23 protein-coding genes and 3 pseudogenes are annotated in these 25779 nt (G+C 61.4%); 13 read left to right on the plus strand and 13 right to left on the minus strand.

Annotated elements, in window-relative coordinates; all coding sequences use genetic code 11:
• Positions 1 to 334, plus strand: a 334-nt coding sequence (locus IVB13_RS36090) for a transposase (protein ID WP_247492307.1), incomplete at its 5' end; no start/stop codon positions are given.
• A 249-nt stretch (positions 335 to 583) separates the two neighbouring features.
• On the opposite strand, the pseudogene istB reads toward IVB13_RS36090, so the two are convergent.
• Positions 584 to 1300, minus strand: a pseudogene (gene istB / locus IVB13_RS36095) (IS21-like element helper ATPase IstB); the annotation flags it as partial.
• 11 nt (positions 1301 to 1311) lie between these two features.
• Positions 1312 to 2845, minus strand: a pseudogene (gene istA, locus IVB13_RS36100) (IS21 family transposase).
• Between the two features lie 201 nt (positions 2846 to 3046).
• Here istA and IVB13_RS36105 point away from each other — a divergent pair.
• A pseudogene (locus tag IVB13_RS36105) lies at positions 3047 to 3241 on the plus strand (HD domain-containing phosphohydrolase); the annotation flags it as partial.
• Between the two features lie 31 nt (positions 3242 to 3272).
• Here IVB13_RS36105 and IVB13_RS36110 read toward each other — a convergent pair.
• Positions 3273 to 3419 carry a hypothetical protein gene (locus IVB13_RS36110; RefSeq protein ID WP_346731662.1) on the minus strand — a complete coding sequence of 49 codons (147 nt, stop codon included), beginning with the start codon at positions 3417 to 3419 and terminating at the stop codon, positions 3273 to 3275.
• A gap of 273 nt (positions 3420 to 3692) precedes the next feature.
• Here IVB13_RS36110 and IVB13_RS36115 point away from each other — a divergent pair, with 273 nt between their 5' ends.
• On the plus strand, positions 3693 to 4505 hold the full coding sequence (locus tag IVB13_RS36115; RefSeq protein WP_247492309.1) for a ThuA domain-containing protein: 813 nt from the start codon (positions 3693 to 3695) through the stop codon (positions 4503 to 4505).
• Positions 4506 to 4929: 424 nt separating this feature from the next.
• Positions 4930 to 5322 (plus strand): hypothetical protein, encoded by a 393-nt coding sequence (locus IVB13_RS36120; protein ID WP_247492311.1) that lies wholly within the window; start codon positions 4930 to 4932, stop codon positions 5320 to 5322.
• A 171-nt stretch (positions 5323 to 5493) separates the two neighbouring features.
• Here IVB13_RS36120 and IVB13_RS36125 read toward each other — a convergent pair whose 3' ends face one another.
• Both IVB13_RS36125 and IVB13_RS36130 read right to left on the minus strand, forming a co-directional pair.
• Positions 5494 to 5835 carry a hypothetical protein gene (locus tag IVB13_RS36125; protein WP_247492313.1) on the minus strand — a complete coding sequence of 114 codons (342 nt, stop codon included), beginning with the start codon at positions 5833 to 5835 and terminating at the stop codon, positions 5494 to 5496.
• A gap of 192 nt (positions 5836 to 6027) precedes the next feature.
• Positions 6028 to 6405, minus strand: a complete 378-nt coding sequence (locus IVB13_RS36130) for a class I SAM-dependent methyltransferase (RefSeq protein ID WP_247492323.1) — start codon at positions 6403 to 6405, stop codon at positions 6028 to 6030.
• Between the two features lie 188 nt (positions 6406 to 6593).
• Between IVB13_RS36130 and IVB13_RS36135 the strand changes: the two genes are divergently transcribed.
• Entirely contained in the window at positions 6594 to 7193 is a 600-nt protein-coding gene (locus tag IVB13_RS36135) for a PfkB family carbohydrate kinase (protein WP_346731712.1), read from the plus strand.
• Positions 7194 to 7623: 430 nt separating this feature from the next.
• On the opposite strand, the gene IVB13_RS36140 is transcribed toward IVB13_RS36135, so the two are convergent.
• The 6 genes from IVB13_RS36140 to IVB13_RS36165 all read right to left on the minus strand — a co-directional run bounded on the left by IVB13_RS36140 (position 7624) and on the right by IVB13_RS36165 (position 14348).
• Positions 7624 to 8337 carry a class II aldolase/adducin family protein gene (locus IVB13_RS36140; RefSeq protein WP_247492328.1) on the minus strand — a complete coding sequence of 238 codons (714 nt, stop codon included), beginning with the start codon at positions 8335 to 8337 and terminating at the stop codon, positions 7624 to 7626.
• Entirely contained in the window at positions 8334 to 9752 is a 1419-nt protein-coding gene (locus IVB13_RS36145; RefSeq protein WP_247492339.1) for an FGGY-family carbohydrate kinase, read from the minus strand. The genes IVB13_RS36140 and IVB13_RS36145 overlap by 4 nt, the downstream gene beginning before the upstream one ends.
• Positions 9753 to 9758: 6 nt before the next feature.
• Positions 9759 to 10766, minus strand: a complete 1008-nt coding sequence (locus IVB13_RS36150) for an ABC transporter permease (RefSeq protein WP_018459498.1) — start codon at positions 10764 to 10766, stop codon at positions 9759 to 9761.
• Positions 10763 to 11767: an ABC transporter permease gene (locus tag IVB13_RS36155; RefSeq protein WP_018459499.1), complete on the minus strand. Its 1005-nt coding sequence runs from the start codon at positions 11765 to 11767 to the stop codon at positions 10763 to 10765. The genes IVB13_RS36150 and IVB13_RS36155 overlap by 4 nt, the downstream gene beginning before the upstream one ends.
• Positions 11760 to 13244, minus strand: coding sequence for a sugar ABC transporter ATP-binding protein (locus IVB13_RS36160; protein WP_247492350.1), 1485 nt, complete (start codon positions 13242 to 13244; stop codon positions 11760 to 11762). Before IVB13_RS36160 ends, IVB13_RS36155 begins: the two co-directional genes overlap by 8 nt.
• A 102-nt stretch (positions 13245 to 13346) precedes the next feature.
• Positions 13347 to 14348 (minus strand): autoinducer 2 ABC transporter substrate-binding protein, encoded by a 1002-nt coding sequence (locus IVB13_RS36165; protein WP_247492352.1) that lies wholly within the window; start codon positions 14346 to 14348, stop codon positions 13347 to 13349.
• Positions 14349 to 15033: 685 nt separating this feature from the next.
• On the opposite strand from IVB13_RS36165, the gene IVB13_RS36170 reads away from it, so the two are divergent.
• From IVB13_RS36170 to IVB13_RS40270, 5 genes are all read left to right on the plus strand, one after another.
• Positions 15034 to 16164, plus strand: coding sequence for a sugar ABC transporter substrate-binding protein (locus IVB13_RS36170; RefSeq protein WP_018459502.1), 1131 nt, complete (start codon positions 15034 to 15036; stop codon positions 16162 to 16164).
• Positions 16165 to 16230: 66 nt separating this feature from the next.
• A complete protein-coding gene (locus IVB13_RS36175) occupies positions 16231 to 17772 on the plus strand; it encodes a sugar ABC transporter ATP-binding protein (RefSeq protein WP_247492371.1) in 1542 nt (513 codons plus the stop codon).
• Entirely contained in the window at positions 17765 to 18877 is a 1113-nt protein-coding gene (locus IVB13_RS36180; RefSeq protein ID WP_018459504.1) for an ABC transporter permease, read from the plus strand. Before IVB13_RS36175 ends, IVB13_RS36180 begins: the two co-directional genes overlap by 8 nt.
• Complete coding sequence (locus IVB13_RS36185; RefSeq protein WP_247492374.1) at positions 18874 to 19833, plus strand: ABC transporter permease; 960 nt, start codon at positions 18874 to 18876, stop codon at positions 19831 to 19833. The genes IVB13_RS36180 and IVB13_RS36185 overlap by 4 nt, the downstream gene beginning before the upstream one ends.
• 79 nt (positions 19834 to 19912) lie before the next feature.
• Positions 19913 to 20041 carry a hypothetical protein gene (locus IVB13_RS40270; protein WP_018459413.1) on the plus strand — a complete coding sequence of 43 codons (129 nt, stop codon included), beginning with the start codon at positions 19913 to 19915 and terminating at the stop codon, positions 20039 to 20041.
• 36 nt (positions 20042 to 20077) lie between these two features.
• Here the strand turns inward: IVB13_RS40270 and IVB13_RS36190 are convergent, their stop codons facing one another.
• Complete coding sequence (locus tag IVB13_RS36190) at positions 20078 to 20977, minus strand: SMP-30/gluconolactonase/LRE family protein (RefSeq protein ID WP_247492375.1); 900 nt, start codon at positions 20975 to 20977, stop codon at positions 20078 to 20080.
• A 199-nt stretch (positions 20978 to 21176) separates the two neighbouring features.
• Here IVB13_RS36190 and IVB13_RS36195 point away from each other — a divergent pair, with 199 nt between their 5' ends.
• Positions 21177 to 22202 carry an aldo/keto reductase gene (locus IVB13_RS36195; protein ID WP_018459411.1) on the plus strand — a complete coding sequence of 342 codons (1026 nt, stop codon included), beginning with the start codon at positions 21177 to 21179 and terminating at the stop codon, positions 22200 to 22202.
• A gap of 188 nt (positions 22203 to 22390) precedes the next feature.
• Here the strand turns inward: IVB13_RS36195 and IVB13_RS36200 are convergent, their stop codons facing one another.
• Entirely contained in the window at positions 22391 to 23194 is an 804-nt protein-coding gene (locus tag IVB13_RS36200) for a DeoR/GlpR family DNA-binding transcription regulator (protein WP_247492386.1), read from the minus strand.
• Positions 23195 to 23426: 232 nt separating this feature from the next.
• Between IVB13_RS36200 and IVB13_RS36205 the strand changes: the two genes are divergently transcribed.
• Both IVB13_RS36205 and IVB13_RS36210 read left to right on the plus strand, forming a co-directional pair.
• Positions 23427 to 24446 carry an ABC transporter ATP-binding protein gene (locus IVB13_RS36205; protein WP_247391186.1) on the plus strand — a complete coding sequence of 340 codons (1020 nt, stop codon included), beginning with the start codon at positions 23427 to 23429 and terminating at the stop codon, positions 24444 to 24446.
• 58 nt (positions 24447 to 24504) lie between these two features.
• Positions 24505 to 25758 (plus strand): ABC transporter substrate-binding protein, encoded by a 1254-nt coding sequence (locus IVB13_RS36210; protein ID WP_247401418.1) that lies wholly within the window; start codon positions 24505 to 24507, stop codon positions 25756 to 25758.
• Positions 25759 to 25779: the final 21 nt, after the last annotated feature.

Here is a 25779-nt window from a genome sequence, read left to right on the forward strand (position 1 = left end):
CCTCGCCGAGGATATCCGCTATGCGCTCAATCATTGGCAGGGGCTGACCCGCTTCCTCGAAGACGGGCGTCTCGAGCTCGACACCAACCCGGTCGAGAACGCCATCCGGCCAGTCTGCTTGACCAGAAAAAACGCTCTCTTCGCCGGTCATGAAACCGGGGCAGAAAACTGGGCCTTGCTCGCGTCGATCGTCGCCACCTGCAAGCTCAACGACGTCAATCCGGCCGCCTACATCGCCGAAACACTCGAGGCGATCCTCGACGGCCATCCCCATAGCAGAATCGGCGACCTCATGCCGTGGCGCTTCCGCAAGGCGTCAAGCCAGGCTCAATAGGGCCCCGGCTGAGCGCTTACTTCCGAGACGATGTCGCCCACCTTTCCGATTTGATCTCGCCCAGCGGCGAGGCGTTCTGGCCGGCTGGTTCTCTGGCATCGGTCAAGCCGCGTGGTCAATCTGGAATCGCGACTTCGACCTGTTTTCTTCTTCTGCGGTTGCTGTGGGCATGTGGGCAACGCGATTGCGTTGCCCAAGCGCAGCGGCATGTCCACAGCGCCACGGGCTCAGGTCTTTCGGGCGGATTGTTCGCCGCAGGCTCTCACCGGTGAGGTCGAGCCGATGGGCATTGTGGACGAGACGATCGAGCACGGCGTCGGCATAGGTGGGATCTCCAATGAGCAGATGCCACTGGTCCACGGGGAGCTGGCTGGTGACGATGGTGGAGCGATGACCGTAGCGATCTTCGAGGATTTCCAGGAGGTCGTGACGGGCACCGGCGTCGAGCGGCTCGAGTCCCCAATCATCGAGGATCAGCAGATCGACACGGCCAAGGCCGCGCAACAGGCGTGGATGGCGGCCGTCGCCGCGGGCGAGCGCCAGATCGTCGAACAGTCGCGGGACGCGCTGATAGAGCACAGAGCGATTGTCGCGACAGGCCTTGTGGCCGAGCGCCGAGGCGAGCCAACTCTTGCCGACGCCGGCCGGGCCGCAGATCAGGAGATTGACGTGGTTGTCGATCCAACGGCCCTCGACAAGCTTAGCGAACAGCGGGCGGTCGAGACCGCGCGGGGTGCGGTAGTCGATGTCCTCGACGCACGCTTGCTGGCGCAGCTTGGCGTAGCGCAGGCGGGTGGCGAGCCGTTTGTCGTGCCGCAGCGAGGCTTCACGTTCGAGCAGCAGCGCGAGCCATTTGGCGTGACCGAGGCTTGCGGCCTCACCGGTGGCTTCGATGTCGGCGAAGGCCTTGGCCATGCCATGGAGGCCGAGGGCGTTGAGGCGGTCGAGGGTCGGATGGGTGAGCAAGGGATGATCTCCTAATTGTAGTAGCGCGGTCCGCGGATGTTGGCATGCAGGATCGGCGCATCGTCCGCGGAGCGCTGGTGAGCAGGACGCCGATCGAGATTGTTGGCGAGGATCGACTTGACCGAGCCATAGGTGCGCGCGCCGATGTCGATCGCCCGCGCAGCCGCAGCGTCCAGCCGTTCGCGTCCATAGGAGGCGGCGAGCCTGAGGATGCCGAGACAGGCGCGGAAGCCTTGCTCGGGGTGCGAGCGCTCGTCGAGAATGAGGTCGCACAACGCGCTGGTCGCCGGCCCGATCGCGGCGGCGTCCTGGCGGATACGCGCGATGGTCCAGCCGGCGTAGCGCCGATGGCTGGAGGCCATGTGCTCCGGCACCGGTGGTGTGTTTGTGATTGCCGCTCATGCGCTGATGCGCGGCGATCCGCTCGCCCTTGTGGAAGATCTCGACGGTGCGGGCCGTGAACCGCACCTCGACCTCGGCGCGGGCGAAGCGATGCGGAACGCTGTAGTAATGCTTCTCCACCTCGACGTGGTAATCGAGACTGACGCGGCGGATCCGCCACTCGGCGAGGACATAGGGGGACGCCGGCAATGGCTTGAGCGCCGGCCGGTCGACCTCCTCGAGCAACCGGCGGCGTGTCACGCCGATCCGCCGGATCGGCCGTTCCTCGTTCAGCCTCGTGAGCAGTTCGCCGATCGCCGCATTGACCTCGGCCAGGCTGTAGAAGGTGCGATGACGCAGGCGGCCGAGCAGCCAGCGCTCGACGATGAGGACGGCCTGCTCGACCTTGGCCTTGTCGCGCGGCTTGCGCGGCCGCGCCGGCAAGATGGCGGTGCCGTAATGCGCCGCCATCTCCGCGTAGGTACGATTGATCTGCGGGTCGTACAGGCTCGCCTTAATGACCGCAACCTTGGTGTTGTCGGGCACCAGCAGCGCCGGTATGCCGCCGATCGCCGCGAAGGCGCCAACATGGGCGCTGATCCAGTCGGCGAGCCCCTGCGTCCACGTCGCCTGCGCGTAGGTGAAGCTCGATGCGCCGAGCACGGCGACGAAGATCTGCGCCGTTCTGCGCTCACCGGTCAGGCGGTCGACCACCACCGGCACGCCATCGCCGGCATAGTCGACGAACAACTTGTCGCCGGCCGCATGGGCCTGGCGCATCGTCACCGACAGACGGCCTTCCCAGGCGCGGTAGAGCTCACAGAAGCGCGAGTACCGGTATCCGCCAGGCTCCGCGGCGATATATTCCTCCCACAGGATCGACAGCGTCACGTGCTTGCGTTTGAGCTCGCGGTGCACGCTCGCCCAGTCGGGCTCGGCGATGCGGCGGTGACCCTGACGGTTGCCATTGCCGGTCTTCGCGAACAGGCGAAGTTCCAGAACCGTGTCGGTGACGTCGTCTGGCAACGGCCAGCTCAAGCCCGCGGCCTCGAACCGCCGGAGCGCCAGTCGCACCGTCGAGGGCGCCGCGCCCACCCGTCGCGCAATCTCGCGGCTCGGCAGCCCCGCCGCCTTCATTCTGATCACATCGCGCACACGGCGCATCGCAAGCCTCTCTGTCGGCATCCAGGGTCCCCTTCGCAAAGCCGAAAGGGTTCATCCTATGGGAGTCAGAAGAGGCCTCGTCACCCGGGCGACATCATCCCGGAATGGTGGGCGACATCATCTCGGAACGGGTGGGCGACTTCAAATCGGAATGGTGGGCGAGATCATCTCGGAATCCTGGGCGACATCGATCGGAATCCGCAAGCGTTGGTCGAAACTCACCCGGCGGCGGGTTACGATGTGCTGAAAGGGCACGTGGACATCTCACCCGAAGTCCTCGATGCGGTCCGGCACCACCACGAATATCTCGACGGCAGCGGCTATCCTGACCGCCTCTGCGCCGAGAACATCACCGACATCGTTCGCATTCTCACCATTTCGGATATCTTTGCGGCGCACCAACTCACTGATGGGCATTTGCTTATTCCTATAGGTGAAAGCCGTCCCGCCCGATCACGAATGCATCGAGCATTTGCGCGAGGCCGGTCGTCAGATCGGTCGTAATGCCGTCGGCGAAATAGTCCTGCTCTGCGTCGTTGTTGACGTTTGCGAATGGCGGGACAACGAGAGACAAACGGGGAGCAACAAGTTCGGCGTCTCGCCAATGACCGTCTGCTCTTGAGCTGAACCTTCGCCGATCAAATCGCCCACGACCACCATACCGGTAGCGATGCCAACGCGAACCTGCAGCTCGGTGGCGGGGTCTGTCCGGAGGCTAGCCACGGCAATTCAGCAAGCAGCAGCTTTACGGGATACTGGCTGAGGCGGTCAAAAATACTGGCTAAGAGGTCACCGCGAATGCCGTTGCGCTGCGCTCAGTACCGGCTCGGCTCGACGGTTGGGGGTCGTGTACCCCCCAACCAAGCCTTCGTCCGAGGCTCTGAGGCGGCTGAGTCTTTGCGACGGTGCGGCGTTTGGAACGCTTCGCCGATTACCGAGTGTTCCCGGCACGCGTCCACTCGGCGCGCATGCGGAGCGTCCGCCAGAGCGCATCCTCTATTTCACATACTCCGCTGGCTACCGGCATGATGTCATACCGCTTTCCAAGGTAATCCTGACCCAGCTCGGAAGCAATTCGGGTGTCTTTGAAGTCATTGCAACGGAAGACACGTCCGAAATTTCTACCGAAAACCTCGAGCGCTACGCGGCGGTGATGTTCTACACAACCGGAGAACTTCCAATGAGCGACGCGCAAAAGAGAGCTCTTCTCAACTTTGTGCGCTCGGGCCGCGGGTTCCTCGGCGTTCATTCGGCGACGGACACATTCTACACTTGGCCGGACTATCTCGATCTGGTCGGCGGCTACTTCAATGATCATCCTTGGCATCAGGCCGTGAAGATCGAGGTGGTTGATCCTGGCGATCCCCTGGTGGCTTTTCTCGGGAATTCGTTGCAAGTCGAGGACGAGATCTACCAAATCAGCGACTTCGACTATCGTGGTTCACGCGTGCTCCTGCGCCTCGACCCAAGCTCGGTGGACCTTGGCAAGACCGGCGTGCATCAACGATTCTATGGCTGGCCTCTCACCTGGACCCGATTCTATGGCGAGGGACGACTATTTTATTCGGCGCTAGGCCACGAGCCGTCAGTTTGGCAGGACGCCCGCTACCAGCGAATCCTCACGAACGCTATCCTCTGGTCTGTGCGAAGATCGCCCTAGGAGATGCCGCCGCACTTCGCATTTGCGCCACCGCCGGATTCGTCGGGTGGTCTCCGTGCCAGAGGGTTGGCCAGAAACCGAAGAGCGGTTCAACCGCCCCAATGTCTGCAGTCGCTGGGATTGTGTTGCAAAAGTCGAAAGTTGCAGAGGTCAGGATTTTTCGCGAAAACGCCACGCAGCGAGCGCCCGCTGATTCGTATGATGCAAGAATGGCCTCAGCTCCAAGGGATTGGGGGAGCTGGGGCCCGACTGCATTACGCCACCAGCTTAATTGATCAAGTTATTTCAACGAGCGCGAATGCGCATATAACCAAAGGAAACATTTTTACTCTATGGAGATCCCGAGGCGGCATTACCTGAATTCGACGCCGCTCCGGAAGCCGACCCAAATCGCCGATTGCATACGCAACAAAGGGAATTGCACTTGTCACAGCGGGACGCGCGCACGAATCTTCGACCAGTTCAGATTGCTTTGCGCCTAAGCCCCAAAGAGGCGTGTAGCACCTGGCATTTCTTCCTGTGCCATGCTCACGTCCGTGTGCAGCAATACAACGAAGCCTTTGAAAAATGCAGGCGCTCTATCAATCTGAACAAATTATACTGGATGCCGTATGTGGATCTGATTTCAGCTTATGGAGCCACCGGCCAATTTGAAATGAACTCCCAAGTGAGGATCGAATTGGATGCAATCCTGCCGGACTTCACGGTCCAGTGGTTCCGCCAAATTGGCTACGCACGTTCGAGCAATGCGCAGTTCCGTCGTGAGTACGACAACATCCTTGATGGACTTAGAAAGGCTGGCGTACGCGAACAGTGAGGTCGCCAGAATCTTCGTTGCTTGCTCACCAGAAGAGTCTCTTCTGGCCCTAAGCCGAAAAGCGCTTGAGGCGCGGTAACGTCCGCTGTCGCTGAGGGCCAGACGCCTCAACAAGCACCTGTCCCCGAAAACCCACATCCGTGCCGCGTCGACAGTATTCACCAATGTCCCTTACCCACTCGCGCCAGGGCTATGTGCAAGCTGGCAGGGGGTTGTGCGAGTGTGGTGCTTTGCTCGCCGATAGCGTTCCCACATCGCCTTTCCGTCCAGATTTTCAACCAGCTCAAGTCCAGCAGAGGCGAGATCGTTGACGATGTCATCCTGATAGAATCCCGAAATCCAAGGTTCGCCGGTCTGCGCTACCAGATTGGCATTCTCGTTGTGTGGTGCTTGAGATGTGTTCTGGGCGAACTCCGCTTGGTCAATATAAGTGAATACAAGTTCGCTTCCCGGGGCACCGCAAGTTGCCACTGCACGCAAGGTTGCCAGATTGGCTTGACGTGTCAGGTACACCGAAACGCCGAGCCACGAGAAGAATGTTTTCTTGTCTTTCCCGGAAGCAAGAGCAAGCCAAAGCAGACACCAAATCCTCGTTCGTGAGGTCGGCAGCGATGAAATGCACCGACGGCGGAAGCGATATGCCGCATTCTTTAATAGGCTGGATCTTCATCGTTTGCATCGCCGGATGGTCTATCTCGAAGATCGTCAGGGCGTCGGAAAAAGCAGGGCCGCGAAGCACGAAGCTATCCAGCCCGCACCGATAAGAACGTACTTACTTATGCCCCTGATTGTCGCCGCGCGCAACGCGTCCTCCGCATAACGAGAGCGGATTACCACTCCTGGCAGTGCGGTATTGGTCAGCAGGAAGTCGTCCAACACTGAACCGGGTCCCTGCAGGGCACGGGCACGCGCGTCCTTATCCATGCGGGCCAATACCCGCTCAGTCATCCTTTCGCGTTCAGCTTCGGGAACGAGTCGATCACCCCAGGGATCGTCGAAAAGGGGAGACGGGTCGAACCGCGAATGCAGCTCTCTCATCAGCGACGTTGTCAGTGCGGTGCGGCTGGGCAATGACTCCATCATCCCGATCCTTCCTGGGACGGCTTGTCTCGCTGAGTACTAGGGCGATCTGGCGCGTACGGACAATAGACTAGAATAGGCGATGAAAGCTGGCCATCGACTGAACAGAGCGCCAACAACTTACGCCAGCCGCACTGACACAAGGCTTCGGAAGGAAACGCGATTTAGAGCGCACACGCGGGGACAACGCCATCATCGCGGTGAGCGGACCGACCGACGGTCTCAGCCCCGCCGACGTCGATGCGGCGGCGGACGCGATCCGCACTAGCCGCGTCTTCGTGACCCAGCTCGAGCAACCCGTCGCAGCTGCGCAGCTCGGCCTCGAGATCGCGCGCGCCGCGGACAGCATCACCGTGTTCAACCCGGCACCCGCGGGCGCATTCGACGACAGCCTGTTTGCCTTATGCGACTACGTCGTTCCCAACGAGACTGAGGCCGAGGCGCTGACTGGAATCCCGGTGAGCGATCTTGCCGGCGCCCGCCGCGCCGGAGATGCGCTGCTGGGCAAAGGAGCGGGTACCGTGCTGATCACGCTCGCGAAGCCTGAGCATTGTTTCACGGGCAGGATCGCTCGCTACACGTGCCGTCGTTTGCCGCCGGCAAGGGTGGTCGAAACCGCCGGCGCGGGCGATGCATTCGTCGGCGGCTTCGCAAGCGCGCTCGCGGGTGGCGCCGGTCCACTGGAAGCGGCGCGCTTCGGTTCGGCGACAGCGCGGATTTCCGTGACACGCGCGGGCGCTGCGCCTGCCATGCCGCGGCGCGCTGAGATTGAAACTTTGTTGAAGGGATGACCTGCTCATGATGCGGAACGATCCGATCAAGCATGTCTCTATCTGGTCGGCGGTGCGGCGAAGGGCGGATGCGGGCGGTCGGGTCCGGTGAGCTGACGATGCGCTCCCGTCGCGACGTTCGCGCAAGCGAGGTCGGTACCCAGCGTGCCGCATGCCCGAGCATGCTGGCTACAATGGGAAAGGCAGCATGCGCCAAGACATGAGAATAAGCTGCTGAAGGTTGGCGACGGCGCATCCTGCCGTATTCACGCGGCGCCGATCGACAAGCTAAGTCGTTGATCGGCTGAGTGGTGAAGGGAGCAAGTCAGATTGTTCGCTCGCGTCTTCTGCCCAAGAGCTGTGACGGTCAACCCCGCCCATCCGGCCGCGGCCTCCGTTCTGCATGGCCGGTGCTGAGGAACTCGCTGGCAGCTGTCCAGCAAATCCGCCATCAATGTGCTGTCCATTTCGACTCCGGTAGCGCGCGCGGAACATCGCCGACATCGTCAAGGTCAGGCGCCTGGCCGTATCCCATGCGTTTCATCTGCTCATGTACCTGCGCCATTTCAGCGTCGCTGAGGCGCGGCGGCTCGCCGATAGCCAACGCATGGACATACATCTTCGCCAGCGTCTCCACCTCAAAGGCGAGCCAAAGCGCCTTTTCAAAGGTCTGGGCCGTCACGATCAAGCCATGATGGCCAAGGAGGCAAGCGTCGCGATCTTCGAGGGCCTTGAGGGCGTAGTCCGATAGTGCCTGCGTGCCGAAACAAGCATATGGCGTACACCGGACATCGTTGCCACCCGCAACTGCGACCATATAGTGGAAGCAGGGAATGTCACGTTCGTGAACGGCGAGAATCGTGCTGAAGGTGGAATGCGTATGCAGCACGACGTTGACGTCTTCGCGTGCTCGCAGAATATCGCGATGAAAGCGCCATTCGGATGAAGGCCGATGGTTGCCCTGGTAGTTCGCGGCAAAATCCATCGCGACAATGTCCTCTGGCTGCATCCGATCATAGGGCAGACTGGTAGGCGTGATCAGCATGCCGTTTGGAATCCGGTGCGAAAGATTGCCGGATGTGCCCTGATTGAGACCGTTTCGATTCATCTCCCTGCAGGTATCGACAATGCCTTGGCGGAGATCGGCATGATTACGGTCTGTCATGAAGCGGGCTCCGAGAAAGCGATCCAGGACTGGTAAGCGGTGGAAAGGTCGCGCGGTTCGAACCTATCGTTGCTGAGTGATGTGACGGCTTCAAGGATCACGCTTGAAACCGGCAGCGTACGCGAGAACCGCCGCCACAGCAGCGCAGCGCCAAGCGCCGTTCCGTCGGGAGATCGACTCACCCAGACACTCTGCGAGGATCGCAAAGTCGCAAGACAACGGGCGAAGGGCAGGTTTGCGGCAAAGCCACCATCGATGACTATGCGTTTTGAGCTCTCGAGCGCATCAAGGCAGCGGTTTGCGCTGAACGCTGCGTAGAGCACCGCCAATGCCTGCCATTCGGCAGGCGTTTCGGGGGGCGGCCCGATGACCCGTCCGCGGCGAGCAGCGCCCGGAAACAATCCATCATCGCCGACGAATGAGGGGAGCGCCAGGGTTCCTCTCGACAGCAGGGTGGGCAATGCGGCAAGGACGGCTGCATCAGAAGCAAAATGTTCCCCGCGGATGAGGTCGTATTCGCGGCCGGCAGCGATCAACGTCGAAGGTGCATTCTCCCCATCGACATCGATATTGAGAACCATCGCGCGCGCGCAATCGAGTTTGTCCAGGGGGAGGCCGCGCTGAAAGCCAATCATCCAAGTACCGGTCGATAGGATCGAGGCATCGGCCATGCCGGCGGCCTTGTAGCGAAACAGGTTGGCGTTGGAATCATGCACTCCGCAGAGGATCTCGGTCGATTGCGCCAGGCCAGTGCGCCTGGCTACAGATTCCGAAACCGTCCCCAGCACCTCACCGGCGGGTACGCATTCGGGCAACAGATGGCTCCAACCGCGCTTACGCATAAGAGAAGAAGGCTGACGGTGGATGAGGTCCCAGATATGGCTCTGAGCCGCGAGCTGCGAGATTTCACTGGCCGCACGTCCACCAAGCCGCAGGGCGAAAAACTGCGCGGTGGTCAGATAGGCTTTTGCGCGAGCGAATTCGACGGGAAACGCGCTTTCCTGCCAAAGCAGCTGTTTTCCGAGCCGCATCGCCCCTCCGATTCCGCAAAACACCTCATCGTAACCAGGCGCGATCCGGGCATATGCTTCATCGATTGCGGGCGGAGAGACGGCATCATAGTCCATCATCGGTAGCACTGGCGTATCACCGTCGACGAGAACCGCGCCGCATCCATGCGCAGCCACGATCACGGCGCCAATGGCATGGCGTTGAGACACGTCGGCAAGGGTATCGAGAAACCACTCTTCTAACCCGGCAAGGTCATAGGCGAGGTACGAGCCCTGAGTCATAGGCACATTTGGAAGCCCATGTGCTTCGAGCGGCCAGCCGTCGTCGCTCGCCACGACCAGTTTGAGATTGGTCTTGCCGATGTCGAGAACTGCAATAGGGTTCGAGACGATCGAGCGCATCATCGCCGGCTACCGCGGCGCTTTGCCGGCGACATGAGGAACCGCCGCGACGGCAATCAAGATTCCACCCCAGATCGCCAGAGTGAGGAATTGGCTGAGGTTCAGAAGGTTGAATGCCGAGGAGATCACCTGAAGGATGATCAACGCAAGCAATAGCCCGCCGACTTTGCCGAAGCCGCCAAACGGATCGATGCCGCCGAGCACGGCCGCGAGAATGGTGACCAGCAGATAGCTCTCGCCGTATGCCGCGTTGGCCGAATTGAAACGTGCCAACATGACGACCGCCGCCACGCCCGCGAGCAAGCTGGAAAATACATAGAGTTTGAGGAGGACGGCGCGGGTATTGACGCCGGAGTAACGGGTCGCCTTCTCGTTCGAGCCGATCATGTAAACCTTTGCACCGAACGGCGTCGCGTTCAGCATGAGCGCGACGGGCAAGGCGCAGAACGCAAGTACGATCAGAGCAAAGGGTACCCCGAAAACCGTTCCGTTGCCGATAAACACAATCGGCTCCGGGAACCCGGAGATGACGTTACCGCGCGACAGGCCGATCGCGAGACCCTTGCAGAGCGTCATCGTGCCGAGCGTGGCCAGGATCGGCGAAACGCCGAGATAGGCGATGACAAAACCATTGAGGAGGCCGACCAATGCAGCCACTGCAAATCCTGCAGCGATCGCAAACACCTGAATGCCGACCCAGGCAAGGCCCTGGCTCCCCGGGATGTAGCGCGTCAGCAGGAAGGCGATGGTCAGTCCGGACAGATTGGCGGTCGCGATGATGGAAAGGTTGAGTCCACCAGATAGCAGGGCCAGCATCATCGCCAGTGAGAGGATGCCAAGTTCGGGCATCTGGAAAGCCATGGATTGCAGCGTGTTGACCGAGAAGAACCGGTCGCCGATCGTGATCGCGAACACGACCCAGAGTGCGAACAACAGGAGGATGAGGGTGGCGACTGTGCCGCTGCTGGCGAGACCGACCATGCGCCGGCGAAGCGAGAGGGCAGGGGCGTTGCTCATCGGGGCGCGCTCCGGGTTCGCCGCTCGCGCTGCGACCAGGCGGTCGCAGAGACCGAAATGAGAATAACCAAGCCGACGAAGAACGGCGACCAGTAGGACGAAACGCCCAGCAAAATGATACCATTTTGGAGTACCGCGAGCAGTGTCAGGCCCAAAAACGTGCCGAAGACCGTGCCGACGCCGCCCATCAGGCTGGCGCCGCCGAGCACGACGGCAGCGACCACATCGAGTTCCTTGCCCACCAGCACCGTCGGGGCAACGGACTGCGCGAGTTGTGCCTGAATCAGGGAGGCGATTCCGGCCATGACACCCATGTAGCAATAGACCAGTATATTGAGGCCGAAAATGTGGAAGCCGAGCCGCTGTGCGGCGTCGGTATTGCCTCCCATGGCATAGATTTGCCGGCCGATATTGGTTCGGTTAAGCAGGAGCCAGGTGACGAGAAATGCCAGCACGAGCGCGAGGATCTGCAGATTGACACCGTACGAGCTATCCTTGCCCCATTCGAACTCGAACCAGAATATTCCGGTCGCAAACCAGTCGGGCAACGAATAGATGTATTTGCCGCCGGTGAAGAAGATCAGAAGCCCATAGAAGATGTTCAGCGTCGCGACCGAAACGATGATCGATGGTATTCGAAGTTTCTGGATGAAAATCGCGTTGAGGGCACCGAGCGCACCGCCAATTCCAATCGCGATGGCGAAGACGCCGATCCAGTTCGCCCCGTAAGCATTGGCAAGCGAAAGTGTGACATATTGCGCCACCGACGCGGTCGCGGTGAATGAGATGTCGATTCCTCCGGCGATCAGGACGACCAGCAGCCCGAGCGCTAGGATGCCGACAAATGCATAGGAGGTCAGCAGATCAAACAGATTCTGCATGGTCAGGAATTGGGCGTTCGCGAAGCCCAAGCTGGCGCAGAGCCCAAGGATGACTATCAGCAGCCAGAACTCATGGCTGCGACGAAACCTGCCGAATGATGCCATGTGCGATTCAGGCATTGACGGCCTGCCGAAGCGCATCTTCGGAAGTGGCTGCGGCAGGCACGTCGGTTGTCAAACGACCTTCCCGCATCACCAGGACGCGATGACTATGATAAAGGACCTCGGGGATTTCGTCCGATATCATCAAGACCGCGACGCCGTCGCGGGCCAACCGCCGGATGATTTCGTAAATGCCGTCCTTGGCGCTGATGTCGACGCCCACCGTGGGGCTATCGAGGATAAGCACCCGCGGATTGGTCGCCATCCATTTGGCGAGCACGACCCGCTGCTGGTTGCCCCCGGAGAGCGTCTTCACCGGGTTGGCGGGATTGGAGACCTTGATCCCGAGTTCAGCAACCCACCGAGCGACATGGGTCTGTCGCGCGCGTGTGGCAATCAGGCCGAACGCGCCAGCCAGACGATCCAGCACCGTAAGTGTGACGTTCGCCGTGACGGACTGATTCAGGATGAGACCAAGCGTAAGCCTATCTTCGGATACGTAGGCGATCCCTCGATCGATCGCCTCTGCATTTGTACGGAGGGCGATGGGCCGCCCGTCAAGTGCGATAGTGCCGCGATCGGGCGGCTTCATGCCGAACAGGGATAGCGCCAATTCGGTTCGCCCTGAGCCGAGCAGACCGGTGAGACCCACTACTTCGCCCGCGCGCAACTGCAAGCTTACATCCTCATACTCGCCCTCGCGGCCCAGGCCCTTAACTTCCAGCACAACCGGGCCAGCGGCAAGCTCAGGCGCCTGTATCTGATACTCGAAGGACTTGCCAGTCATCAGCTGGCTGAGTTTCCGCCCATCGATTGTGTCTGCAGCAAAAGTACCGACTTTGGCGCCATCCCGCAGCACCGTTACGCGTTGGGCGATTTCAAGCACCTCATCGAGACGGTGGCTGACGAAAACGACGCAGATGCCGGCACGCTTCAGCTCGCTTACGAGCGCGATCAGGGCGTTAACCTCGTGGCGGGTCAACGATGCCGTCGGCTCATCCATAATCAGGAGTTTGGCATCCGCAGCCAAGGCGCGGCAGATCGCGACCAGCTGGCGTCCGGCAATGCTGAGCTCTGACACTTTCGCGTCCGGGTCGAACTCAACGCCGATCTTTGCCATTGTGGCCTTCGCGGTGGCGCGCATTGAGGCCCAGTTCACCGAATGGAGGCCGCCAAGATGGTGCGCCATCGCGATATTCTCGGCGACGTTGAGGTTGGGGAATAGCGAAAGATCCTGGTAGATGACCTGAATGCCGCAATGCGTGGAGTAGACCGGGTTCAGTTTAGGATATTCCTTGCCGGAAATTGCGATACGGCCGCCAGGCTCCGCTGCCTCGACGCCCGAAATGATCTTGATCAGGGTGGACTTGCCGGAGCCGTTTTCACCGACCAGGCAATGCACCTCGCCGACTTCCAGAGTGAGATCGACGTCGCGGAGCGCGTGCACGCCGCCGAAGCGCTTCGATATGCCGGACATCTCAAGGAAAGTCACCAAAGGTTCGCCTGCAATGGAGTCGTGCGATCACTCGAGTGGTACCGCATTCCCGACCGGAAGGGCCGGGAATGCAGCGCGATGAGGCGACTAAACCGGTCCGGCCTAGAGCCCTCCGGCGATCAGACCCTCGATGGTTTCCTTGTTGATGCGCATGATCTTGTCCACCTTGATCTGCTTTCCTGCAACGTCGACGGCTGCCTTGCCAAGGCCGGGTACATCGACGCCATCCGTGATCGGCTTGCCATCGAGCACGAGTTTGGCCACCGCGACCATCGCGTAACCCGCATCGGTGGGATTCCACAGAAAACCCTCGCGGATCGTATCATCCGCGATAAGCGACTTCGCCTGGCTTGGCAGCACGGTGCCGACAACGGCGATCTTCTTGCCAAGACGTTGCTGACGCACAGCATTTCCGGCCCCGATTGGTCCGTTCGAACCGAAGCCGAGAATACCACGCAGGTTGGGATAGGCCTTGATCACGTCAAGCGTCGTGCGCTGGCTGGTGTCGATCTCGTCGGCGCCAGGGAAGCGGTCGGCGACGAGCTTCATTTTCGGAAAATTCTTCTGCTGGTAGGCAATCGCGGCATCGGCCCATTTGTTGTGAAGTGGCGTCGTAAGAGTCCCGACATAGACCACATAATCACCTTCGCCGCCCATGTCCTTGGCGAGACGTTCCATCTGCACCTCGCCGAAGCGAACGGAGTCGATCAATTCCACATTCCAGTCGCGGCCTTCCTGTTCCGGACCCTCATGCGTGATGACCTTGATTCCGGCGGCCTGGGCGCGCTTCAGCACGGGCTCGCAGACTTTTACATCAAGCGGCACCAAGCCGATCACGTTGACCTTCTTGGCAATCAGATCCTCAAGGAGCTTTACTTGCTGTGCCGGATCGACGTTCGCCGGGCCAATCATAGTGGCATTAATGCTGAAATCCTTCGCCCCCTTCTGGATTCCCTTTTCAAGTGCGTTGAACCACGGAATTCCCGCGATCTTCACGACCGTGACCATTTCCTTTTGGGCTTGCGCAAAGGCAAAGCCCGGAAAACCGGCACCGGCCAACGCGGCCGTACCACCGATCAGCTTGAGCGTCTGGCGTCTGTCCATTGTTCCCTCCCAGGAAACGATCTTGGATTCCGCACCCTTGACCTGACAGTCGCTGGGTGGGGCAGTCGAGCCTGTTCTTGCTTGGGGGCAGAAAGTGTTGCCTGTCCAACCGCAGGACCTTGAAGGACATTAGAGACCGGCTTCAGAACGTGTCAAGCAAGTGACATGTTCGCCAGCCACCGTCGCGGTGTGATACCTGATCCCGCCATCGAGTTGCTGAGTGAGGAGCTGCGAGCGATCGGCGTTACTACAGCCATTATCTTAGCGGAGGAGCGCCAGGCCGCCGGACGAAAGCAAGTAGTCCCAGCCTCTGGTTTCAAAACCCGGCTTCAGCAAGCGGGCTTCGTTCGGCTTCGCCTAGCGATTCACACTTTTCCCTGAGTGTCATTTTTTTCGTCACGCGCGTGGATGCCACCATGAAAGCCCGGCCATCGCCAGCTTCGCCGCTGCACAATCCCTTGCCGCCCACGAACATCCGACTGTCATTGTTACGTTTTCTGCTTCCACATTTGCCGTCGGTTTGGCCGTGCGTTCAGATCGTGTCTCGCGCCGGAGCGTCCGCCCTCGGCTTGTCAGCAGCGCAAGTTGCGTGCCATCCTAGCGCGACACGCGCACGGGAAGGTCAATTCCCGGCATGGCTACGCGCCGCGTTAGGGTGGAACACAAACGCTCAGGGAGACACGACATGGTGTGGACGCTTCGTCTGGCGGGGCTGGCTTGCGCCGGCTTGCTGTTGTCATCGGTGAGTGCTCTGGCAGGTCCCAAGGTCGTCTCCGGCCCCGGCGCCGACCCCGCCTGCTTCAAGCCGTGGTCGTCCGAGACCAAATTCTTTCAGTGGCCCAAGAAGGCGGGCCCCTACAGGATCGCGCTGGTGAACGGTTTTGTCGGCAACACCTGGCGCATCCAGATGGTGAAGACTGCCAAGGCTTTCGCCGATCAGCCGGGTATCAAGGAGAACATCAAGGAGTTCAAGGTTGTTTCCACCGGGACCGATGTGGCGGCGCAACTTGGCGCGATGGAGGACTTCATCAACCAAGGCTTCGACGCAATCGTTACTATTGCGGTCGCTCCCGACGGTTTTGATCGCATCATCCGTCTTGCCGACAAGAACAACGTCGTGGTGGTGCCGTTCGACAACGTCCTCGACACCGACAAGGTGATGATGGTCAACGAGGACCAGAAGGAAATGGGCCGCATGTCGGCCAAATGGCTGATCGACGAGAGTGGCAAGAAATCCGGCGACATCCTCGAAGTCCGTGGCCTTCCGGGAAACTCCGTTGACCGCGACCGTCATCTCGGTTTCCGCGAGGTAATAGAATCGCCCGGCAACAGCTTCAAAATCACCGAGGTGGTTGGTAATTGGGACACCGGCACCTCGCAGAAGGTGACTGCGGATGCGTTAGCTGTGCATGGTCATTTCGACGGAGTATTCACCCAAGGCGGATCCGACGGCACCGTGCAGGCACTGATGGCTGCCAAGCATCCCTTTGTGCCGATGTCGGGAGAGGGCGAAAACGAGTACCGCAAACAGATTGCCGATCACGCCAAGGACGGACTAAAGGGAATGTCCTACGGCCAGTCGCCGGCGCTGGTGGCGATCGCGACCAAGGCGGCGATCTCGGCGCTGCAGGGCAACATTATGCCGCAGCTGATCTCGATCCCGATTCCAGTGGCGACCTACAAGGATCTCAAGCCGGGCACGAATTACTGGCCCGAGCTCAATGCCAACTTCTTTGCGCCGAACCAGTTCACACCGTGCGGCGTGAACTTCACTGCACCGGAGATCATGTCGCAGAGCGAGAAGAACACCCAGTGAGGCCTGTAGCGATGTCCCAGTCACGGCCCGGCATTCGCCGGGCCGTCGTTGCGTGAAGGCCCGGCGATGCCGGCTGCCGATCCGACGCAATCCGCCTTCCTGGAGCTTGCCGGCATCTCCAAGCGCTATGCCGGCGTTCGCGCGCTGGAAGGCGTCGATTTCGCCTGCGAACCCGGCAAGATTCATGCCGTGCTGGGTGAGAACGGCGCCGGCAAGTCGACCTTGATCAAGATCATTGCCGGTGTGGTGCAGCCCGACAGCGGTCGCATGCGCCTCGCGGGGAGCGAAGTCAGCTTCGCCACGCCGTCGGCGGCTAATGCGGCCGGTGTCGTCTGCATCTTTCAGGAACTATCGCTGATGCCCGACCTCTCGGTCGCGGACAACATCTCTATTGCATCACCGCCGCGGCGGTTCGGCCTGATCGATGCGAAGGCCCAGCGCCGCCGCGCCGAAGAGCTTTTGTCCGAGATCGGCTGTGAGGACGTCAACCCCCTGAGGCGCGTGCGCGATCTGCCCCTATCGAGGCGCCAGGTGGTCGAGATCGCGAAGGCGCTCGGCAAGCGGCCGCAGTTGCTGATCCTCGACGAGGCGACATCGGCACTGACGAGCGCCGATGTGGAGAAGGTTTATGCGATGCTGGCGCGGCTCAAGGCCGAGGGCGTCGCAATCCTGTACATCTCGCACCGCATGCACGAGGTCGAGGCGCTCGCCGACCGGGCCTCGGTGTTTCGCAACGGCCGCCATATCGAGACCTTCGACAAGGGGAGGCGTTCGACCGCCGATATCATCCAGCTCATGATTGGGCGTGACATCGCGGCCCAGTATCCGCCCAAGCCGGCGCGAAATGCCGCGAAGCCGGTGCTGGCGCTAGAGAACCTGTGCTGGGAGAGGCAGCTCGATCGCATTTCACTGAGCATCGGCGCCGGCGAGATCGTCGGGCTCGGCGGTCTCGACGGGCAGGGCCAGAAATCCCTGTTGCTTGCGCTGTTCGGTGTTTTGCGCGGCGTCACTGGTCGCCTCACGGTGGCAGATCGCGAGGTACGTCCCGGCTCCCCGGCGGCGGCAAAATCGGTCGGCATCGCACTCGTGCCTGAGGACCGCAAGACCGAAGGACTGATGCTGCCGATGTCGATCGCAGACAATCTTGCGATCGCATCGCTCGACGCGCTTTCCACTGGCCCATTCATCGATACCGGGAAGGAACGCACCGCGATCCAGCGAGCCATCGCGAGGCTGCAGATCAAGTTGGACGCAGCGAGTGATGCGGTCTCGACGCTGTCGGGTGGAAACCAGCAGAAGGTCGTGCTCGCCAAATGGCTGATGACCGATCCGCGCATCATCCTGCTCAACGATCCCACGCGCGGAATCGACGTAGGCACCAAGCAGGAGCTCTACCGGCTGATGCGCGAACTCGCCGACCAGGGCGCCGCAATCCTGTTCTACTCAACCGACTATGACGAGCTGATCGGCTGCTGCGACCGCGTCGTCATCATGTATGACGGCCGCATCGTGCGCGAGCTCGAGGGCGACGACCTCACCGAGACCAACATTGTCGCAAGCTCCCTGAATGTCGACACCGATACCGCAGCGGGGGCGGCGCATGCTTGACGATCTCGCGATCAGGATCCGCCAGAACATAGGTCTGGTCACCGCCATCCTGTTGTTCTGTGCCCTCTACATTTTCTACAACGCCGCGCATCCCCGCGGTTTCTCCTCCGCCGTGCTGGTGCAGAATGGCGACGAAATCTTTGCGCTCGCCATGCTGGCGATGGCGCAGACAGTGCCGGTCTTAATGTCGGGCCTTGATCTCTCCGTCGGAGCGGTCATGACCATGGTCGGCTGCTTTGCGAGCTACCTCCTGACCGGCGCGGCAGGTGGTGCGCCGCTGCATCTCGACCTGTTCGGCGTGCATCTCGGCCTCGGCACCTTTCCGGGCGGCGTGAGCGGCATTCTGCTCGGGATCGCCGTGTGCCTTGTGATCGGCGCGGCTGCCGGCTTTATCAATGGTTGCGTCGTCGTCTATGGGCGCATCCAGCCGATCATCGCGACGCTTGCGACCGGTGCGGTCTACATCGGCATCGCGCTTTTCCTGCGTCCGACCCCGGGCGGCAAGATCGATGTTGATCTGAACTGGGCGCTGACTAACTCGCTCGGCGATTTCGCCTCGACCGTGCACATCTTCGACGATGGCGCGGCTGCCTGGTTTGCGCCGTTCGCCTGGATCCCGGTGCCCTTCGTGCTTCTCGTTCTCATTCCGCTGCTGGTATGGGTGCCGTTCCGCCGCTCCGTTCTCGGCCGCGCCGTCTATGCGATCGGCTCGGCCGAGGGCGCAGCCTATATGTCCGGCCTTCCGATCGAGCGCGCCAAGATCGCCGCCTTCACGCTCGCGGGCTTCTTCGCCGGCTGCGGCGGTCTCTTCCTTGCTATCCAGACTTCGTCTGGGAATGCGGACATTCCGCAGGCCGGCGCCTATACGCTCAACTCGATCGCCTCCGTGGTGATCGGCGGCACTTCGCTGCTTGGCGGAACCGGCAGTGCGATCGGGTCGATCTTCGGCGCCATGGTCTTGCGCGTGATTTCCTTCTTCTTCCGCATCTTCGACATTGCCCCTCTTCTGCAGCCGCTGTTCGAGGGCGTGATCCTGCTCGCTGCCGTCAGCATCGGCGCGTTGGGTATGCTGCGCGTCAAGAACACGTTGGAGCTGTTTCGATGACGGCGGCCTCATTCAGCCTCTCGCGCGACGATCGCCCGATCCTGATTGCGGCGGTGTTCATCGTCGTCATTCTCGTCGCGGGTACGGTTTACACATTCGCCCGTTTCGGCAGCGCTCCCCTGTTGTCTCCGACCTATCTTCTGCAGCAATTGCAGATCGGTGCGTTCCTCGGGATCGTCTCGGCCGGCATGATGATCGTGATCCTGATAGCGCAGATCGATCTGTCGGTGCCGTGGACGCTCGCGGCCGCGGCCATGATGGCGACCTCGGTCGGCGGTCCTCTCGCAATTCCGGTCGGGCTCGGGGTCGGCGTTCTTGTCGGGCTCGTCAACGGCGTCGGGGTCGCGTATCTGCGGGTCCCCTCGATGATCTTTACGCTGGGCGTGAATGCCGTGATGCGCGGCCTGATGGTCGCGCATACTGGCGGCTACGCACCTCAGACCGGGGCGACCGACCTGATGCGGATGCTGGCGGGCGATCGTACGCTCGGCATTCCCAACGCGCTGTTCGTCTGGGCCGGGGTGTCCGTGCTGGTGGTCGTGATCCTGCAGCGCATGTCGCTCGGCCGCTACATCTACGCCATCGGCAACAAGGAGGCGGCGGCCTATCTCGCCGGCGTCAACACGCGCCGCGTCACGGTGGTCTGCTTCGTCCTCTGCGGCCTTGCTGCCGCGCTCGCGGGCGTGCTGCTCGCCGGCTATTCCACCAAGGCCTACCAAGGCATGGGAGACGCCTATCTGCTGCCCTCGATCGCCGCCGTCGTGATTGGAGGCACCAACATCCTCGGCGGCCGCGGCCGCTATCTCGGCACGCTGATCGGCGTCGTCCTGATCGTGCTCCTGAACAGTGTATTGTCGATCATGGAGATGCCGGAGGCGGGCCGCCAAGTGATCTATGGTCTCGTTATCATCTTCATGCTGCTCGTCTACGGGCGGGGCGAACGCGTCACGAGCTAGATGGCCGGCCTAAAGGTGGCCCACCTTCTTTACAAATTGGAAATCATCGTAAATCAAAATTTTAGCGAAACGAACTGCCTTGCTCGACACCGTATCAGCGAGCTCGGAGACCGGCAAGTTCGGATCGCGCGCTATCGAGGAACTTGAATCCGATCTGCAGGGCGACGAGGGCACCGACGGCCGGCGAAAGCGCGGTCAGAACGGCTGAGGATGGCGCCGCACGCCGCCCGCGCCGCCTTTTCCCTTACACGGCCGCGCGCGTATTGAGGAAGATCGAATACAGCGATGTCTGTCCGCAAATGTAGAGACGGTTGCGCTGCGGACCGCCGTAACAGACATTCGCCACGATCTCGCCGATGGGAATGGTGCCGATATGTGTCCCGTCGGCTGCGTAGCAGAACACGCTCCGTCCCGCCGACGTCCAAACGTTGCCATGGATGTCGCAGCGAAATCCGTCGTAGAGGCCGTCGGGGCAGGTGGAAAACAGCGAGGGCCCAGCGACCTTGTTTCCCTGGACCTTGTAGGACCAGATCGTCGCGGGCAGCCCGTCGACGTGGGTCGCGCCGGTATCGGCGACATAAAGCAGCTTCTCGTCTGGCGAGAACGCCAGCCCGTTCGGCTGCACGCGGTCAGAGACGACGAGGCTGATCTCGCCGCCCGCTGGATCGATCCGATACACGTTGGAGGCGCCAATCTCGGATTTGGTCTGCTGGCCCTCGTAATCGCTGTCGATGCCGTATGTCGGATCCGAAAACCAGATCGAGCCGTCCGATTTCACCACGGCATCGTTGGGCGAGTTCAGCCGACGCCCTTCGAACTGCTCGGCAAGCACCGTGATGGAGCCGTCATGCTCGGTCCGGGTGACGCGGCGCATGAAGTGCTCGCAAGTGACCAGCCGCCCCTCGTGATCGGTCGTGTTGCCGTTCGAGTTGAAGCTCGGCGAGCGGAACACCGACACCGACGAATCCGTCTCGTCGAAGCGCATCATCCGGTTGTTCGGAATGTCGGACCAGATCAAATAGCGGCCGGCCGGAAAGTAAGCGGGTCCTTCGGCCCAGCGGCAGCCGCTGGTGAGTTTTTCGAGATTGGCGTGACCAAAGACCAGGCGGGCAAAGCGTGCGTCGTGCGTAACATAGGGGAGCATCGTTCCTCCTCGTTGCCGCAGGCCGTGAAGTGCCCGCGTGCCGGTTCCGCTTTTCTTAGCAACCCGAATGTATGAGCGGAATAGTCTTGTACGAGACCCGTAATCCTCGCGTTGACACCTGACGGCAAATACATACGCTGCGCGTCGCTGCAATGAGACTAGCGCGGATCGAGGCGCGGAGAAGGGAGAGCAATCCACCATGGTTTCGCAATCAGCTCTGCCGCGCCGCACACTTGGCCGGACCGGTCTCGAAGTTTCCATCCTCGGGTTCGGAACCGCACCGCTCGGCGATCTCTTTCTCGAGCTCGACGACCACACTGCAATTGCCGCGGCGAGCCGTGCCTTCGAGCTCGGCATCAATCTGCTCGATACATCGCCGCACTATGGCAACGGCCTGTCGGAGCATCGCTGCGGAACGGCGCTCCGGCGCGTGCCGCGCAAGGATGTGGTGCTTTGCACAAAAACTGGTCGCTGGATGGATCCATTTCACCAGCCGGAGACTCGGTCCGGATTTATTGGTGGACAGCCGCACCGAGCCGTCGTCGACTATTCCTATGACGGCACCATGCGCTCGGTCGAGCAGTCGCTGTTGCGGCTTGGCACCGACCGGATCGACCTGTTGCTGATCCATGATGTCGATGTGTGGACCCACGGTAAGGACGCGATCGAGGATCGGTTTCGCGAAGCGATGTCCGGGGCCTATGTAGCGCTGGACAAACTTCGTTCCGAAGGTGTGGTCGCGGGCATCGGGATCGGCGTCAACGAGGCGGAGATGTGCGTGCGCTTTGCGCAGGCCGGGTCCTTCGAGGTGATGCTGCTCGCCGGGCGTTATTCGCTGCTGGAGCAGCCAGCACTCGAGGAGTTCATGCCGCTGGCGCTGAAGCAGGGCATCGCGGTGCTGCTTGGCGGCGTGTTCAATTCGGGGATTCTGGCGACGGGCGCCATCAAGGGCGCCAAGTACAATTATCAAGACGCACCGCCGCAGATCCTTTCGAAGGTTGCTGAGATCCAGCGTATCTGCGCAGCTCATGACGTAGCGCTGCCGACGGCCGCTCTACATTTTGCGCTGGGTCATCCCGCGGTCGCGAGCGTGGTTCTCGGGGCGCATAATGCGCAGGAGGTCGAGCGCAATGTGGCAGCGCTGACCACCACAGTGCCGGGCGCGCTCTGGAGCGATCTCAAGGCCGCGTCCCTGCTGGAATCGGAAGCGCCTGTTCCGAGATAGACCGGATAAACACGCTTGAATCGGTTCAAGCCGAGGACTCGGATTACCGGGAAAACACCTCCCCACCGCTCGAGCTCGCCCCGTAGGTGTGCGGCACGTGGGACTGGCTCAGTGCCGATTGCGGCGCGGATTGTCGGCCGTGCGTTGAAGTCCGCGATCGATCTGAGCAAGGGGGTCTATGTTGTCCGCTAGGTTTGGCCAAGGCGTTCGAAATCTGCGCGGGCGTCGCGGGCCGTGTGGATCAGACCGCCATACCTGTCCGCGATTGGCTTAAACGATCCAGGCAATCGATCATCGATGACGAGATGGTGGCAGTCGTCGAGGTGGCCGCCCCGGACCGTCGCATTGCGACCGAACTTGGTGATGTCGGCCACTAGCACGGACGTTCGCGAATTGGCCGCAATGGATTGACGCGCCGTGACTTCATCGGCATGGAAATCGAGCAGCGTGCCGTCCTCATCAATCCCCCCGACGCCGAATATACCAAAGTCGGCGCGGAAACCTGCGAAGAAGCGTGCAGCCGACTCGCCAATGATATCGCGATCGAGTTGCCGCAGCGTGCCGCCCGCGATGCTGATCTCCACGTCCGGATTGTGCGCGAATGCTGCGGCCACGTTCAGGCTGTTGGTGATCACCCGCAGATCCCGACGGCGGGAGAGCGCCTGCGCGACGTATTCGGGCGTCGTGCCAAGTCCGATCATCAGTGACGTCCCGTCAGGGATGAGGTTGGCGGTTGCGTGCGCGATCCGCCGTTTCGCGCTGGCGTTCAACCTGTGCCTGCTGCCATAGGCGAGGTTCTGGTTCTGGACCGGGAGGCCGACCCCGCCATGCACCCGCCGGAGCAGGCCCTGGTCGCAGAGTGCATTCACGAGGCGGCGAATGGTCTGCTGAGTGACGTCGAAACGCACCGCGAGCTGCTCGATGGAGGCGAAGCCTTGCTCGCGCACGATCTCTAGTATGTAGGTCTGACGGGTCGTGGCGGTCCTGAGCATAGGCCCTCCGTTCTAAACGAAAGTATCATTTGAACTCCAAGGACGCAATTTTCTGTTTCATATGGTGTTACGCTATGTTCAAATGAACATCGTAGTGGCTACGCCGACGAATGCGCGTGGCACGAGGGAGGGCGCATGGACCGGTCTGTCTGCGGTGAGCGGCGTTGCATTGGTCCGTTGCAGCGAGCCGTCGCCAGCGGCGTGGCTGCATCACGGTGAGAGCGAACAGGCCATGTCAGCGATCACGCTGAGTCATGTCTCCAAGTTCTGGGGCGCGATGCGCGCCGTCGATGACGTCAGTCTGACGGCGAACGAGGGCTCGCTGCTTGTGCTGCTGGGACCGTCCGGCTGCGGTAAGTCGACCACGCTGCGGCTGATCGCCGGCCTTGAGGATGCTGATGCGGGTACGATCGCCATCGGCGGCGTCGACGTGACCCATCTGACCCCGGCGCAGCGGAATATCTCCATGGTCTTCCAGTCCTATGCGCTGTTTCCGCATTTGAGCGTAGCCGAGAACATCGTCTTCGGACTGCGTGTGCGTCGCGTGTCGCGCGCGGAACGAGACGAGCGGCTCCGGCGTGTGGCCGAGATTGTTGGCCTTGCGCATCTGCTTGAACGCAAGCCGTCGCAGCTATCTGGCGGCCAGCGCCAGCGGGTTGCACTGGGACGAGCCATCATTGCGGAAGCGCGGGTCTGCCTCATGGACGAGCCGCTTTCAAATCTGGACGCCAAGCTGCGGCATGAGATGCGGACGGAGATCCGCGCCCTGCAACAGCGGCTCGGAATGACGATGGTCTACGTGACCCACGATCAGACCGAAGCCATGACGATGGCGGATCGCGTCGTGCTGATGCGCGATGGTCGTATCGAGCAGAATGGCACACCAGAGGAGCTATATAACCGGCCGGCGACGGCATTCACGGCGCGGTTCATCGGCACGCCGCCGATGAACCTGTTGCGCCAGGGTGATCATCTCATCGGCATCCGGCCGGAGCATATCCGCATCGTGTCGGGCGGGGACCGTTTTGCGCGCGTCAGGGCGATCGAGCATCTTGGGGCCGACAGCATCGTTCTGTGCGAGGTCGACGGTCAGCCCATCTCGGTGCGGCTCGAAGGTTTCAGCAAGGTTCGGCCAGGCGAGGATGTCCGGATCGCGTGGGAACCCGGGCTCGAGCATCGGTTCGATTCAAGTTCGGAAACTCGCTTGGAGACCATCGTCACAGAGGGCCAGCGGGCGATATCCGGTCGATAGCAGCGGCTGTTTCAAACGCAGTAACGAAGGAGATTGTCCCATGTTTGCGCGACGAACGATGTTGATGGCAGCGGCGTTTGCCGTACTCTCGATGGCTGCACGCCCGGCCGCCGCGGTGGATCTGACCATGTACTATCCGGTCGCGGTCGGCGGTCCCGTCACCAAGATCATCGACGACATGGTCTCGCGCTTCGAGAAGGACAATCCCGACGTCAAGATGACGGCGGTCTATGCCGGCAACTACACGGATACGATGACTAAGGCGATGACCGCCATGAAGGGCGGGCAGCCGCCGCAACTGTCGGTGTTGCTGTCGACCGACGTGTTCACGCTGATGGACGAGAACGCGATCGTGCCGTTTGACGATCTCGTCGGCGACAAGGCCTGGTTCAAGGAGTTCTATCCGGCGTTCATGGCGAACGGGCAGATCGACGGCAAGACCTGGAGCGTGCCGTTCCAGCGTTCGACCATCGTGCTGTACTGGAACAAGGACGCCTTCAAGGAGGCGGGCCTTGATCCCGAGAAGGCGCCGGCGTCCTGGGACGAAATGGTCGAGATGTCGAAGAATCTGGTCAAGAAGGATGGCGGCAACACGACGCGCTGGGGCATCGAAATTCCCTCGACCGGATATGCCTACTGGATGCTGCAGGCGCTGGCAATCGAGAACGGGCAGAAGATGATGAACGAGCCCGGCAACGAGGTCTATCTGACCGCTCCGAAGACGGTCGCCGCCCTCGAGTACTGGGTCGACCTGTCGCGCAAGCACAACGTCGCCCCGGCCGGCAGCATCGATTGGGCGACGCTGCGCAACGATTTCCTCGAAGGCAAGACGGCGATGATGTGGCACACCACCGGCAATCTGACGGCGGTCAAGGACGCCGCGAAATTCCAGTTCGGTGTGGCCATGCTGCCGGCCAGAGAGCGGCGCGGATCACCGACCGGCGGCGGCAATTTCTACATCTTCAAGAGTGCGTCTCCCGAACAGCAGAAGGCGGCCGTCAAGTTCATTCAATGGATGACGGCTCCGGATCGCGCGGCCGAATGGAGCATGAAGACCGGCTACGTGGCAGTGTCGCCGGCCGCCTACAAGACGCCGACGATGGAGGCCTACGCAAAGGCCTTCCCGCAGGCCACAGTTGCGCGCGATCAGCTGGAGCACGCGGTGCCGGAGCTCTCCGTTCATGAGAACGGCCGCATCTACAAGTTCATCGGGGATGCCGTGCAGGCCGCGATCACGGGCGCGCAGAAGCCGCAGGAAGCGCTGGCCGCCGCGCAACAGCAGTCCGACCGCGTCTTGCGCGCCTACAAATAGGGACGTGGCGGGATGGCGCGC

The organism is Bradyrhizobium sp. 17, from assembly GCF_023073515.1.
Lineage (GTDB): Bacteria > Pseudomonadota > Alphaproteobacteria > Rhizobiales > Xanthobacteraceae > Bradyrhizobium > Bradyrhizobium canariense_D.